Origin of the sequence: Lentzea sp. NPDC005914, from assembly GCF_040629405.1 — a bacterium.
Classification (GTDB): Bacteria; Actinomycetota; Actinomycetes; order Mycobacteriales; family Pseudonocardiaceae; genus Lentzea.
This window is the reverse complement of the sequence record NZ_JBEXVQ010000027.1, coordinates 73310-85404: the sequence shown is the minus strand read 5'-3', so window position 1 is coordinate 85404 and position 12095 is coordinate 73310. Positions and strand designations below refer to the sequence as shown.

The following is a 12095-nucleotide window of genomic DNA, read 5'->3' as shown; positions in this document are numbered from 1 at the left end:
GCGGGGGACGCGGGCGCCAGCGTCCGCTCGTTCACCCGCGCGGACCAGTGCCGGAAGGCCCCGCGAAAGTCCGTAGCGGGGCGCGGGGACAATGGTGAGATGGATGGTTACCGCTCCGGGTTCGCGTGCTTCGTCGGCCGCCCGAACGCAGGGAAGTCGACGCTGACGAACGCGCTGGTGGGCACGAAGGTCGCCATCACGTCCAGCAAGCCGCAGACCACCCGCCACACGATCCGCGGCATCGTGCACCGCGAGGACGGCCAGCTCGTGCTGGTGGACACGCCCGGTCTGCACCGGCCGCGCACGTTGCTCGGCCAGCGGCTCAACGACCTGGTGCGCGAGACGTGGTCCGAGGTCGACGTCGTCGGCTTCTGCGTGCCCGCGGACCAGAAGGTCGGCCCCGGTGACAAGTTCATCGCCGCCGAGCTCGAGAAGGTCGCCAAGCGCACGCCGGTGGTCGGCATCGTCACCAAGACCGACCTGGTCTCGCAGCAGCAGGTGATGGAGCAGCTGCTCGCGTTGCAGAAGGTCATGGAGTTCGCCGAGATCATCCCGGTGTCCGCGGTCGACGGCTTCCAGGTCGACAAGCTGAGCGACCTGCTGCTGAAGAAGCTGCCCGAGGGTCCGCAGCTGTTCCCGGACGGCGACCTGACCGACGAGCCCGAGCAGACGCTGGTCGCCGAGCTCATCCGCGAGGCCGCGCTGGAAGGCGTGCGTGACGAGCTGCCGCACTCCATCGCCGTGGTCGTCGAGGAGATGCAGGCGCGCGAGGGCCGTGACGACCTGATCGACATTCACGCGTTCGTGTTCGTGGAACGGCCGTCGCAGAAGGCGATCATCCTGGGTCACCGGGGCGAGCGGCTCAAGCAGGTCGGCATGGCGGCGCGCAAGCAGATCGAGGCGCTGCTGGGCAGCCGCGTGTACCTGGACCTGCACATCAAGATCGCCAAGGACTGGCAGCGGGACCCGAAGCAGTTGCGCCGCCTGGGCTTCTGATGGCCAACCTGTACCGCGACACCGGGATCGTGCTTCGCGTGCAGAAGCTCGGTGAAGCGGACCGGATCATCACGTTCCTGACGCAGCGGCACGGGAAACTCCGCGCCGTGGCGAAGGGCGTGCGCCGGACGTCGTCGAAGTTCGGCGCGCGGCTGGAGCCGTTCTGCCACGTCGACGTGCAGTTCCACCCCGGCCGGTCGCTCGACATCATCACGCAGGTGCAGACGCTCGACGCGTTCGGCGTGGGGATCGTCAACGACTACCAGCGCTACACGGCCGCATGCGCGATCCTCGAGACTGCGGACCGGCTCACCGCTGAAGAGGGCGAACCGGTCGTGCGGCTCTATCTGCTCGTCACGGGTGCTCTCAGGGCGTTGTCGGCCGCGGAACGTGACCCGTCGCTGCTGCTGGACGCGTTCCTGATGCGTGCGATGGCGTTCGCCGGATGGGCGCCCGCGGTCAACGAGTGCGCGAAGTGCGGCGATCCAGGTCCGCACCGGGCGTTCAGCGTGCAGGCCGGTGGCTCGTGCTGCCCGAACTGCCGCCCGCCGGGGTCCGCGTCGCCCTCGCAGGACACTTTGGCGCTGCTGTCGGCGCTGCTGCACGGGCAGTGGGGCGCGGTCGACGAGATTCCGCACATCGCCCGCCGGGACGCGAGTGGGCTGGTCGCGGCGCATCTGCAGTGGCACCTCGAAAGACAGCTCCGGTCGTTGCCTCTGGTCGAACGCAAGGCCAAGTCCGACGACGGCTAATGTGGCGGCCACCCGACCGCCGCTCGAAAGGATGCCGAGCCCCATGCTGCGTCGTCGCCGCTCCGAGCGTGAGAAGCGCGTCCCGCGCCCGCCGGAGCCGCACCCGTCCGGCGCCGTTCCCCCGGCCATTCCCGTCGAGTTCGTGCCGAAGCACATCGCGATCGTGATGGACGGCAACGGCCGCTGGGCGAACCAGCGCGGGCTGTCGCGGGTCGAGGGCCACAAGCGGGGCGAGCAGGTCGTCGTCGAGGTCGCCAAGGGCGCCATCGAGATGGGCGTGAAGTGGCTGTCGCTGTACGCCTTCTCCACGGAGAACTGGCGCCGCAGCCCCGAAGAGGTCCGGTTTCTCATGGGCTTCTCGCGCGACGTCATCCACCACCGCACCGACGAGCTCGACGAGCTGGGCGTCCGCGTGCGCTGGGCAGGCCGCCGGCCGAAGTTGTGGCGCAGCGTCATCAAGGAACTCGAGGTCGCGGAGGAACGCACCCGCGACAACGACAAGCTCAACCTCGCGATGTGCATCAACTACGGCGGCCGCGCGGAGATCGGTGACGCGGCCCGCGAGATCGCCCGTCTCGCCGCCGCCGGGCAGCTCAACCCGGACAAGGTCGACGAGAAGACCATCGCGCGCTACCTCTACCAGCCCGAGATGCCGGACGTGGACCTGTTCATCCGGCCGTCGGGCGAGCAGCGCACGTCGAACTTCATGCTCTGGCAGTCCGCGTACGCCGAGCTGGTGTTCCAGGACATCCTGTGGCCCGACTTCGACCGCACCGACCTCTGGCGCGCCGTAGAGAAGTTCGCCGAGCGCGACCGCCGCTTCGGTGGTGCGATCGACAAGCCCGATTCGGAGGTGTCGTGAACGCGAGCGGTGAGGCTCTCGAGGCCGCGCGCAAGGCGCTGGAGCTGTTCCACGACGTCTCCGTGGACGACGACGGCGCGTTGAGCTTCCGCCACGGCGACGTGCCGTGCGCGGTGCAGGGCATGGAACTGGCCGAGGGCCTGACGGTGCTCTCGTTGACGGTCGTCGTAGCGTGGGACCTGGTCGGCGACGTCGCCGTCTGGGTGGCCGAACGCGCTGGTCAGGGCCTGTTCGGGACGTTAGGCGTGATCGCGTCCGAACGTGGCACCGACGTGATGCTGCGCTACGCGTTCCCGGCGGACGGTCTCAAGCCGGAACCGCTGAGCACGCTGCTCATGCTGGTCGTCTCGACCGCGTCGCAGGTGCGCGGCGAGCTCCTCTCCCGCTTTTCTTGAGAAAGGACCCTTCGATGGGTGGCGTGATCATTTACGAGCCGGAAGAGGACTCGGACGTCAACGAGTTCCCGTGGACCGTCACGTTCGAGCCGTCGGGCGGCGACGACTGGGACTCGTTCATCTGCGGTCCGTACGAGCGTGACCACGCCGTGGCGCTGGCCGAGGCCGTGGCGCTGGACGACGCCGAGGGTGGCGTGCTGGCGATCGTGAAGCCGATGCTGCCCGCTCTGTCCGCCGAGGACGTCTCCGCGACGATCGACGAGCTGCGTGAGGCCGCCCTCGAAGAGGAAGAAGAGGCCGAGGAGACGGTCAATGGCACGCCCGTCGACTTCGACGACGACCTCGAGGAAGAAGAGGCCGAGTTCGCCGAGCCGCCCTCGCCGGAGGAGATCCGCGAGGGCATGGCCCGGACCTACCGCCGTCTGCTCGATCTGGACGCGGATTCGGAATGACGATCACCGGCGAGATCCGCTCGTCGAAGCGGCGCTCCGGCCCGCCTCGGCTGAAGATCACGTCGCTGGAGGTGCTGTGCGGGATCCTCGTTCTCGCACTGCTCTTCCAGTCGAAGCTCGTCGACCTGCTGGACGTGCCGAAGCTGCGCACCGCGTCGACCGTGTTCGTGGCGATCTGCGTGCAGGCCATGCCGTTCCTGGTCCTGGGCGTGCTGATCTCCGGTGCGATCGCGGCGTTCGTGCCGGCTTCGGCGCTGCGCCGGTTGCTGCCCACTCGCACCGCGCTGGCCGTGCCCGTGGCCGGTGTCGCGGGCGTTGCTTTGCCGGGATGTGAGTGCGCTTCAGTGCCTGTCGCGCGCCGGCTGATGCAGCAGGGCGTCGCGCCCGCGGTGGCGTTGACGTTCCTGCTGGCCGCTCCTGCGGTGAACCCGATCGTGCTGGTGGCGACGGCGGTGGCGTTCAACGACACCCCGATCATGGTCGTCGCGCGGTTCGTCGGCTCGTTGCTGACCGCGATGGTCATGGGCTGGCTGTGGGTCCGGTTCGGCAAGATGGAGTGGATCGCCGAACGCGCGCTGGCGCGTCTCGGGGACCACGACGGTTCTTCGAAGTGGACTGTCTTTGCCGAGAGCGCGCGCCACGACCTCGTGGACGCCGGCGGGTTCCTGGTGCTGGGCGGGCTGTTCGCCGCGACGTTCAAGACGTTCGTGCCGGTCGCGTGGATGCAGACCCTGGGCGGGCAGGTCGTGCTGGGCGTGATCGTCATGGCGTTCCTGGCCGTGATCCTGGCGCTGTGCTCGGAGGCGGACGCTTTCGTGGCTGTCGCGTTCTCGGCGCTGCCCTTGTTGCCGCGCCTGGTGTTCCTGGTGGTCGGACCCGCGGTCGACGTGAAGCTGATCGCGTTGCAGGCGGGTGCTTTCGGTCGCGCGTTCGCATTCCGCTTCGCGCCCGCTACCTTCGTGGTGGCGATCTTGTGCGGGGTTGTGACGGGAGTGGTGCTGCTGTGAGGCGGGAAACCCAGAACATCCTGCTGGTCCTGCTCGGCGGCGCGCTGCTGAAGATCAGCTTCTCCGGGCTGTACCTGCGCTACGTGCAGAAGGGCCTGCTGCCGCTGCTGATCGCGGCCGGGACCATCATGATCGTGCTGGCGCTGTTCGCGATCATCCGCGACATCCGGCGCGGCCAGGCCGTCTCCGAAGCCGGTTCCGATTCCGATTCCGGCCACGACCACAGCCACTCGCACTCGTCGCGCTCGACCTGGCTGATGCTGCTGCCGGTGCTGGCGGTGTTCCTGATCTCGCCGCCGGCGCTGGGCGGCGACGTCGTGAGCTCGTCCGCCGACACGAACCAGACACAGCGGTCCCGCAACCTGCTGGGCAACCTGCCGTCCGGTGACGTCATCCCGCTCTCCATGACGGAGTTCGTGACGCGCACGGCGTGGGACGAGTCCGGAACGCTGGACGGCCGCAGGGTCAAGCTGACCGGGTTCCTGACGCGCGCGGACGGCAACACCTTCGTCGCGCGGCTCGCGATCTCCTGCTGTGCGGCGGACGCGCGGCCGTTGAAGGTGCGGCTGACCGGCGACGTGCCGTCGCTGCCCGACGAGCAGTGGGTCGAGGTCAGCGGCAAGGTCGTGCCGAAGTCGGCGAACGAGAAGAACTCGTGGGTGCCGAGCTTCACGGTCGAGTCGTCGACGTCGGTGGCCGAGCCGGTCGAGCCCTACGAGTCCTGAGCCCCACCTGATATCCGATATATCAGCTGCCGGACCGCCTGCTTGCCGTGCCTTTGCAACGAGTCTTTTGCGGGCGATGTCCAAAGACTCATTGCTAAAGCGCAGGTAGGCGGCAGCGACGGGCGCTGATATATCGGATTTGGTGGTGGCTGAGCCTAAGCCTGCTTGAGCTTGGCCGTGCACTCCGCGCAGGTGCCGAAGATCTCGACGGTGTGCGAGACCTCGGAGAAGCCGTTCTCGGCTGCCACGCGATCGGCCCACTTCTCGACGGCCGGGCCCTCCACCTCCACCGTGCGGCCGCAGTGGCGGCACACGAGGTGATGGTGGTGGTGGGCCGAGCAACGGCGGTAGATGGCTTCGCCCGAGTCGGTGCGCAGGACGTCTACCTGGCCCGCGTCGGCCAGGGACTGCAGGGTGCGGTAGACCGTGGTCAGGCCGATGCCCTCGCCGCGGCGGCGCAGTTCCTCGTGCAGTTCCTGGGCGCTGCGGAAGTCGTCGAGCTGGTCGAGCAGGTTCGAGACGGCCGTGCGCTGCTTCGTGGACCTCAGTCCGGTCACAACTTCTCCTCGACGTGCGTCACAGCGTCCACCACGATGTGCGCCAGGTGTTCGTCCACCAGTCGGTACACGACCTCGCGGCCGTGTCGTTCGCCGTGCACCACGCCTGCCGACTTGAGCACTCGCAGGTGCTGGCTGATCAGCGGCTGGGCGACTCCCAGTGCCTCGACCAGCTCGTGCACGCAGCGGTCGTGCTCGCGCAGCTGCAGGACGATGGCGATGCGGACCGGGGCCGCCAGTGCGCGCAGCAGGTCGCCGGCCTCGGCCAGGGTGTGGGCGGCGCGAGGTGGCGCGGGTGCGGGGGCGTGGCGTTCGGGGGAGTGCTCGCCGTGCAGCTGGACCGTCATGGCGGCGCACCTCACCTGGTAGGGATTTTCACAACCAATTCTACGGTGATGACGACCAGTACCAGCAGGACCACCACGCGCAATGTGCGTTGAGCTGGGGAAAGAACCCTCCAGGTGGCCGCCAGCAGCACTCCGGCGCCGATGATCAGCACCCCTAACAGCGCCGCACCCAGCGTGCCGCCGACGAGGACGCCGGTGATGAACAGCCCGAGCACGAGCAGGAACGCCACCACGGGGCGTACGCGCGCTAGTGGGCCGTCGCCGGGCAGCAGAGGGCGCTTGGAGGTCACCGTGTCATCCTTGCACCGTGCTGCTCGTGTGCCGTTTTCGCGTATCCGACCCTGAGACGTTTACCTCGCGCGTCGAACAGGCTTTGAAGCTCCTGACGGCACAGCCGGGGTGTCACAAAGGCACGCTGGCGCGGTCCACCGACGAGGACGACCGGTGGGTGCTGACGGTCGAGTTCGAGTCCGTGGTGGCTTATCGGCGCGCGATGTCGCCGTTCCCCGTGCGCGAACACGTGATCCCGTTGCTGTCCGAGGCGCTGACCGACGAGCCCGCGATGTACGAGCCGGCGCTGACCAGCGCGGACGGCGCCGTCGAGAGGCACACGAGCCTGCTCGCCGAGGACGCCTTCACGGTGCGGCTCGGCGAGGCCGGCGGTCCGGCTAAGCCTCGCTAGCGATCTTGTGCATCTCGGCGAGGAACTCCTCGTCGGAGCCTTCCGGCAGCAGCTCGAGTGCCTGCCGCGCGGCCTGCGCGGCTTCCTCGGGACGTCCGAGAAGGGCGAGCGTCTTGGCCTTGCCGTAGGCCGCGTAGGGAGCGGGCGTCTGCTCGAACGCCGCGAGTGCCTCGTCGAACCGCTCGTTCTCGAAGTGGTGCCAGCCGAGGTTGTTGTAGAGCGGCCCGAGCCAGTGCTCCAGTTCCGGGTGCTCCGCGATGAGGTCGAGGCCGACCTGCGTCCACTTCTCCGGGTCGTCGACCAGCGCGACCATGTGCGCGGCGTCGGCGGCGAGCCACAGGTCACCGCGCTTCTTCGCGAGCACGAACGACGCCACGAACAGCGGCTGGGCCTTCTCCGGCTCGCCACCGGAGCGGAAGAGCCTGCCGCGTTCGAGCAGGCCGCGCACCCGGCCCGTGCCGTCGGCGTCCGCCAGCACGTCGGCCTCGTCGACGAGGGCATGACCAGCGGCGAAGTCGTCCCGCAGGCCCTCGATCCGGGCGAGCTGGGTCAGCACCTCCGCGCGCTGGTCGTCGGTCTCCTGGTTGTCGAGTGACGCGCGGAACCTCGCCTCGGTGCCGTCCAGGTCGGCGAAGTCCCACAGCTCACGCAGCCGGTCTTCCATTCCTGCAGCGTAAGGCTCCGGTCGCCCGTTCGGGGCGTGACGTGACGGGCTAGGCTTGAGGCCCCGATTCTCATTCCCCCGATGGAGTTCCCGTTGGCCGCCGATCGCATCGAGACCGTTGTCAGCCTCTGCAAGCGCAGAGGGTTCGTCTACCCGTGCGGGGAGATCTACGGCGGTACCCGCTCGGCGTGGGACTACGGACCCCTGGGCGTCGAGCTCAAGGACAACATCAAGCGCCAGTGGTGGAACTTCATGGTCCGCGGCCGCGAGGACGTCGTGGGCCTGGACTCGTCGGTCATCCTGCCCCGTGACGTGTGGGTCGCCTCCGGTCACGTCGAGGCGTTCGTCGACCCGCTGGTCGAGTGCGAGTCGTGCCACAAGCGGTTCCGCGCGGACACGCTGTCCGAGGAGTACGCCGAGCGCACCGGCAAGGAGGTCGCCGAGGGCGACGTGTCGGACGTGCCGTGCCCCAACTGCGGTGTGCGCGGCCAGTACACCGAGCCGAAGATGTTCAACGGCCTGCTCAAGACGCACCTCGGTCCGGTCGAGACCGAGGAGGGCCTGCACTACCTGCGCCCCGAGACCGCGCAGGGCATCTTCACGAACTTCCTGAACGTGCAGACGACCTCCCGCAAGAAGCCGCCGTTCGGCATCGGCCAGATCGGCAAGTCGTTCCGCAACGAGATCACGCCGGGCAACTTCATCTTCCGCACCCGCGAGTTCGAGCAGATGGAGATGGAGTTCTTCGTCGAGCCGGGCACGGACGAAGAGTGGCACCAGTACTGGATCGACGAGCGCACCCGCTGGTACACGGACCTCGGTGTGTCGAAGGAGAACCTCCGGCACTACGAGCACCCGAAGGAGAAGCTCTCCCACTACTCGAAGCGCACCGTCGACATCGAGTACCGCTTCCAGTTCGGCGGCCAGGAGTGGGGCGAGCTCGAGGGCATCGCGAACCGCACCGACTTCGACCTCACGACGCACTCGAACCAGTCGGGCGTCGACCTGTCGTACTTCGACCAGGCCACGAACTCGCGCTACAAGCCGTTCGTGATCGAGCCAGCCGCCGGCGTGGGTCGTCCGATGATGGCGTTCCTGCTGGAGGCGTTCACCGAGGACGAGGCGCCGAATGCCAAGGGCGGCGTGGACAAGCGGGTGGTCCTGAAGCTCGACCGCCGTCTCGCGCCGGTGAAGGTCGCCGTGCTGCCGTTGTCGCGCAACGCCGACCTCTCGCCGAAGGCCCGCGACCTGGCGACCGCGCTGCGCCGCAACTGGAACGTCGACTTCGACGACGCCGGTGCGATCGGGCGCCGCTACCGCCGTCAGGACGAGATCGGCACGCCGTTCTGCGTGACGGTCGACTTCGACACGCTGACCGACCTCGCGGTGACGGTGCGGGAGCGGGACACGATGTCGCAGGAGCGGGTGGCGATGGACCAGCTCGAGTCGTACCTGGCCGCTCGCCTGGTCGGCTGCTGAGAAGCAGTTCTCCGGGCCCGGTGGTGTCTGCCACCGGGCCCGAAGCTTTTCCGCCGGAAGGCAACAGATCACCGCGTTGAAGCGTGATGTCCTCATGCGCGCATGGGGAACGAACAAGAGCCCGCAGGAGATCAGGCAACTCGGCGTCGTGCTCGTCGCGGCCACGCCGGGGCTGGCGCTCACCGCGTTCGTCGCGGCGATGACCTTGCCGCTGTACAGCACCGTTCGCCCCGGCATCGCGGCGGTCGGCGTCCTGGCGGTGTTCGGCGCCGCCGGTACGGGCCTGGTCATGACGACGGTGACCGAGGCGCTCACCAAGACCATGCCGCTGCGGGTGGGGGTGGTCGTCTCCGTTGCCGCGAGCACCACCTCCCTGCACACGCTGTACACGGAGTATCCCGAGGTGCGCGGTCTGCTGACCAGCCTGAGCTCGGTCGCCTTCACCGCGGCGGTGCTGGCGTCGGCGGCGATGGCCTTGCTCGCCGCAGTCCAGGTGGAGCAGAGCGTCAAGTCGTGGGGCGTCGGTTCCCCGGACCTGCCGTTCTGACGGCGCCGGCCGCCGGGATCCCGTTCCTGATCGAAGGCAACATCTTGGGTCGCTCCGGCGTGTAGAAGGCGTGACGGGGGAGCAGATCAGAAGCCGCGGCCTGAAGTCGGCCGCGGCAGGTGTGGGGCTCGTGGCCTGGGTCGTGGTCGTCGCGGCGCTGGCGGAGGTGAGGACCTGGCCGGCGCTGGTGGCCGCGGCGGTGACCAGCGGGCTGATCTGCCTGTGCCCGGTGGCAGGCGGCGTGGTGGCCACGCGGATCACCGACGCGGAGTCGGCGGCCCGGCTGCGGCACGTGTTCGTCGTGCTCGAAGGGGTCGGGCTGACGCTGTTCTTCCCGCTCTACTTGTCCGTCTTCGGCATCGAGCCCTGGGGGTTGTCCACGGTAGGTGTGGTGCTGGCGCTCGTGGCGCCGGTGGCCGTGGCACTGGTGCTCACGTCGCGGGCAACCCGCGCCGTGCACCTGGCCGTCGTCGCCGCTTCCGGTCCGATCGTGCCGGACTCCGACGCCGGCGCGCAGGCGCAACGGATCAGGGTGCTCGGCACCGTGCTCGTCGCGGTGGGCATCGCGTTGTCGGTCTGCGTGGTGGCGGTGGTGTTCACGACGTCCGGGTACAAGGAGGTGCTCCCGGTGTTCGGTCTGCCGGTGACGCTCATGCCGGTGCTGCTCGGGACTCGGCTCGTGCGGGTGCGGGACGTCTACTCGGCGCGCCGGTACAACATCGGCGCGTACTTCGGCGTTCTCGGCGCCTGCTCGTACGCGGTGGCCAAGTTCGTCTCTCTGGGCGGTGCTGCGGGGATGCTGTTGGCCGGGCTGGCCTTCGCGGCGGTCGTGCTTCTGGTGATCGCGCTCCTCGTGCTGCGGGAGTTCATCGGCGAGTTGGACCGGCAGTGGCGGGAACGGCTGGCGCGCTAGCCGTTGACGCCGAGCTTCACCAGCAGAGCCTTGGAGACCGCGTTGACCGCCGTGCGGGCGGTGGTCCAGCTGCCGGTCGGGCTCGTCGTGAGGACGGCGACGGCGTAGCGGTCGTCGAGGACGCCCGCGCTGTGCAGGTAGACGTCGCTGGGCAGGTAGAACATCCAGCCCTGCTTGGCGTAGGCGCCGGTGACGCCGAGCAGGCCGAACTCCTGGTCGAAGCCGTCGGCCGCGGTGGCCGTCGCGGACGACAGCGCGCCGACGATGGTGTCGCGGACCGGCGAGCCGAGGATGTAGTGGTAGAGCCGCACCATGTCGTTCGCGGTGATGACGACCTCGCCCCACTGCGACGGGTCATCCGGGGCGTGGGTGCCGGTGAGACCTGCTTCAGCGGCTACTCGGCCGATGGCGTCCATGCCGTCGAACCTCTCCCACAGCACGTCCATGGCCTCGTCGTCGCTCGCGCTCAACGCACGGTGGATGAGGTCTTCGTCGTCGGCCGAGAGCGGCTGTTGCAACGCGTCGACGGCCAGGATCAGCTTCGACAGCGACGCCGAGTAGAACTGCTTGTCGCCGTCCTGGGAGATCGTCTGGCCTGTCTTGAGGTCCATGACGGTGACGCCGACGTCGGACTTGCCGCCCGCTGCGGCGATATCCAACATATCAGTCGCCGATATATTGGATATTGGCGACGAGCTGGCCGTATCCGATATATCAGGACTGGTATGCGATATATCGCCATCGCCATCGGAGGCCGTATCCGATGTGCTGGATCCTGTATCCGGTGTACCGCCATCGGTATCCAGTATGTCGGGACCGCGCGATATATCAGCCAACGACTGGGCCGACGAACGGGCGTGCGCGTGGCACGGAGAGGCGTCCGGGATCACGAAAACGGCCGCCGCGAGAAGGAAGATCAGTACCGAGCGCACCCCTCCAAGTTCCGTGTCACAGGAGCCTGGTGTCGAGCTTTTCCTCCTGAGCGGTTGCTGAAGACTCTTCCCTGACCACCACATATGCGCCGGAACCAGGACGTTCCGACACCGCTTCGACGAGCTCGGTGCCCCGGTACAGCAGGCCGACGCCGTCGTCGGTGCAGTAGGTCGTCGGCAGCACGCCCGCGGCCACCGCCTCGTGGATTTTGGGCCGGCGCTGCTCCTCGGAGTCGTAGTGGACGCCGTTGCCGTAGGGCAGGAAACCGAGGCCGTTCGTGACGATCCGGAGGTCCGGGCCGAACGAGTCCGTCGCGCCGCCCGCGTGCCAGCAGATCGAGCCCGCCGAGACGCCGCTGAGCACCACGCCCGCCTCCCACGCCTTGCGGAAGATCGCGCCGAGGCCGTGGACCTCCCACACCGCGAGCAGGTTCGCGACCGAGCCGCCGCCCACCCACACGACGTCGTGGGACAGCACGAAGCTCTCCACGTCGTCGGTCGGCGGCATCGTGAACAGGTTCAGGACCGAGACGTCGACGCCCGCGACGCTGCCCGCCTCGACGATGTTCGCGTTCATGTGCCGCTGGTCGCCCCCGGCGGTGCCGACGTAGCAGAGCCGCGGCGCGCGCCCCTCGACTCCGGACAGGTCGAGCGCGAAGTGGATCAGCTTGCCGAATTCGACGAAGGTCCGGTGGCCTGCGCGCAGGCCTCCCGAGGTGGCGAGGATCGTGGGCTGCTCAGCAGGCATGACCATGATCCTCGCAGGGGCGTCAACGCGGGGCCGG

At 68.5% G+C, this 12095-nt stretch carries 17 protein-coding genes; 11 read left to right on the top strand and 6 right to left on the bottom strand.

Annotation, left to right across the window (positions count from 1 at the left end; genetic code table 11):
- The first annotated feature begins 99 nt into the window (after positions 1-99).
- Genes era through ABZ345_RS32085 form a run of 7 tightly spaced genes read left to right on the top strand, consistent with a single transcriptional unit; the run spans position 100 to position 5189 of the window.
- On the top strand, positions 100-996 hold the full coding sequence (gene era / locus ABZ345_RS32115) for a GTPase Era (RefSeq protein ID WP_319970072.1): 897 nt from the start codon (positions 100-102) through the stop codon (positions 994-996).
- The gene (gene recO, locus ABZ345_RS32110) at positions 996-1748 is read left to right on the top strand and encodes a DNA repair protein RecO (RefSeq protein WP_359856964.1); all 753 of its coding nucleotides are present in this window, start codon (positions 996-998) and stop codon (positions 1746-1748) included. The genes era and recO overlap by 1 nt, the downstream gene beginning before the upstream one ends.
- 43 nt (positions 1749-1791) lie before the next feature.
- Positions 1792-2610: an isoprenyl transferase gene (locus ABZ345_RS32105; protein WP_359856962.1), complete on the top strand. Its 819-nt coding sequence runs from the start codon at positions 1792-1794 to the stop codon at positions 2608-2610.
- Complete coding sequence (locus tag ABZ345_RS32100; protein WP_086667743.1) at positions 2607-3005, top strand: YbjN domain-containing protein; 399 nt, start codon at positions 2607-2609, stop codon at positions 3003-3005. Before ABZ345_RS32105 ends, ABZ345_RS32100 begins: the two co-directional genes overlap by 4 nt.
- Before the next feature lie 14 nt (positions 3006-3019).
- Complete coding sequence (locus ABZ345_RS32095) at positions 3020-3457, top strand: hypothetical protein (RefSeq protein WP_359856959.1); 438 nt, start codon at positions 3020-3022, stop codon at positions 3455-3457.
- Entirely contained in the window at positions 3454-4464 is a 1011-nt protein-coding gene (locus ABZ345_RS32090) for a permease (RefSeq protein WP_359856957.1), read from the top strand. The genes ABZ345_RS32095 and ABZ345_RS32090 overlap by 4 nt, the downstream gene beginning before the upstream one ends.
- On the top strand, positions 4461-5189 hold the full coding sequence (locus ABZ345_RS32085) for a TIGR03943 family protein (protein WP_359856954.1): 729 nt from the start codon (positions 4461-4463) through the stop codon (positions 5187-5189). The genes ABZ345_RS32090 and ABZ345_RS32085 overlap by 4 nt, the downstream gene beginning before the upstream one ends.
- A gap of 155 nt (positions 5190-5344) precedes the next feature.
- Here ABZ345_RS32085 and ABZ345_RS32080 read toward each other — a convergent pair whose 3' ends face one another.
- From ABZ345_RS32080 to ABZ345_RS32070, 3 genes are read right to left on the bottom strand one after another with little or no spacing between them, the layout of a single operon-like run.
- Positions 5345-5746, bottom strand: coding sequence for a Fur family transcriptional regulator (locus tag ABZ345_RS32080; RefSeq protein WP_045310969.1), 402 nt, complete (start codon positions 5744-5746; stop codon positions 5345-5347).
- On the bottom strand, positions 5743-6093 hold the full coding sequence (locus tag ABZ345_RS32075; protein WP_359856952.1) for a metalloregulator ArsR/SmtB family transcription factor: 351 nt from the start codon (positions 6091-6093) through the stop codon (positions 5743-5745). Before ABZ345_RS32075 ends, ABZ345_RS32080 begins: the two co-directional genes overlap by 4 nt.
- Before the next feature lie 11 nt (positions 6094-6104).
- Positions 6105-6383, bottom strand: a complete 279-nt coding sequence (locus tag ABZ345_RS32070) for a hypothetical protein (protein WP_359856950.1) — start codon at positions 6381-6383, stop codon at positions 6105-6107.
- Here ABZ345_RS32070 and ABZ345_RS32065 point away from each other — a divergent pair.
- A complete protein-coding gene (locus ABZ345_RS32065) occupies positions 6344-6775 on the top strand; it encodes an antibiotic biosynthesis monooxygenase (protein ID WP_359856948.1) in 432 nt (143 codons plus the stop codon). The genes ABZ345_RS32070 and ABZ345_RS32065 overlap by 40 nt on opposite strands.
- Here the strand turns inward: ABZ345_RS32065 and ABZ345_RS32060 are convergent.
- Positions 6762-7439: a hypothetical protein gene (locus tag ABZ345_RS32060; RefSeq protein WP_359856945.1), complete on the bottom strand. Its 678-nt coding sequence runs from the start codon at positions 7437-7439 to the stop codon at positions 6762-6764. The two genes, ABZ345_RS32065 and ABZ345_RS32060, sit on opposite strands and share 14 nt — an antisense overlap.
- Positions 7440-7532: 93 nt before the next feature.
- On the opposite strand from ABZ345_RS32060, the gene ABZ345_RS32055 reads away from it, so the two are divergent.
- From ABZ345_RS32055 to ABZ345_RS32045, 3 genes are all read left to right on the top strand, one after another.
- On the top strand, positions 7533-8918 hold the full coding sequence (locus ABZ345_RS32055) for a glycine--tRNA ligase (protein WP_359857101.1): 1386 nt from the start codon (positions 7533-7535) through the stop codon (positions 8916-8918).
- Between the two features lie 94 nt (positions 8919-9012).
- On the top strand, positions 9013-9465 hold the full coding sequence (locus ABZ345_RS32050) for a hypothetical protein (protein ID WP_359856942.1): 453 nt from the start codon (positions 9013-9015) through the stop codon (positions 9463-9465).
- Positions 9466-9535: 70 nt separating this feature from the next.
- A complete protein-coding gene (locus ABZ345_RS32045) occupies positions 9536-10378 on the top strand; it encodes a hypothetical protein (protein WP_359856939.1) in 843 nt (280 codons plus the stop codon).
- On the opposite strand, the gene ABZ345_RS32040 is transcribed toward ABZ345_RS32045, so the two are convergent.
- Positions 10375-11040, bottom strand: a complete 666-nt coding sequence (locus ABZ345_RS32040; RefSeq protein WP_359856937.1) for a serine hydrolase — start codon at positions 11038-11040, stop codon at positions 10375-10377. The two genes, ABZ345_RS32045 and ABZ345_RS32040, sit on opposite strands and share 4 nt — an antisense overlap.
- A gap of 286 nt (positions 11041-11326) precedes the next feature.
- The gene (locus ABZ345_RS32035; protein WP_359856935.1) at positions 11327-12058 is read right to left on the bottom strand and encodes a peptidase E; all 732 of its coding nucleotides are present in this window, start codon (positions 12056-12058) and stop codon (positions 11327-11329) included.
- Positions 12059-12095 lie beyond the last annotated feature (37 nt).

Excerpts from the sequence above, each read along its gene's own strand:
- era (WP_319970072.1), top strand. The coding sequence starts at position 100 with ATGGATGGTTACCGCTCCGGGTTCGCGTGCTTCGTCGGCCGCCCGAAC.
- recO (WP_359856964.1), top strand. The coding sequence starts at position 996 with ATGGCCAACCTGTACCGCGACACCGGGATCGTGCTTCGCGTGCAGAAG.
- ABZ345_RS32105 (WP_359856962.1), top strand. The coding sequence starts at position 1,792 with ATGCTGCGTCGTCGCCGCTCCGAGCGTGAGAAGCGCGTCCCGCGCCCG.
- ABZ345_RS32095 (WP_359856959.1), top strand. The coding sequence starts at position 3,020 with ATGGGTGGCGTGATCATTTACGAGCCGGAAGAGGACTCGGACGTCAAC.
- ABZ345_RS32090 (WP_359856957.1), top strand. The coding sequence starts at position 3,454 with ATGACGATCACCGGCGAGATCCGCTCGTCGAAGCGGCGCTCCGGCCCG.
- ABZ345_RS32075 (WP_359856952.1), bottom strand. The coding sequence starts at position 6,093 with ATGACGGTCCAGCTGCACGGCGAGCACTCCCCCGAACGCCACGCCCCC.
- ABZ345_RS32060 (WP_359856945.1), bottom strand. The coding sequence starts at position 7,439 with ATGGAAGACCGGCTGCGTGAGCTGTGGGACTTCGCCGACCTGGACGGC.
- ABZ345_RS32050 (WP_359856942.1), top strand. The coding sequence starts at position 9,013 with ATGCGCGCATGGGGAACGAACAAGAGCCCGCAGGAGATCAGGCAACTC.
- ABZ345_RS32040 (WP_359856937.1), bottom strand. The coding sequence starts at position 11,040 with ATGTTGGATATCGCCGCAGCGGGCGGCAAGTCCGACGTCGGCGTCACC.
- ABZ345_RS32035 (WP_359856935.1), bottom strand. The coding sequence starts at position 12,058 with ATGCCTGCTGAGCAGCCCACGATCCTCGCCACCTCGGGAGGCCTGCGC.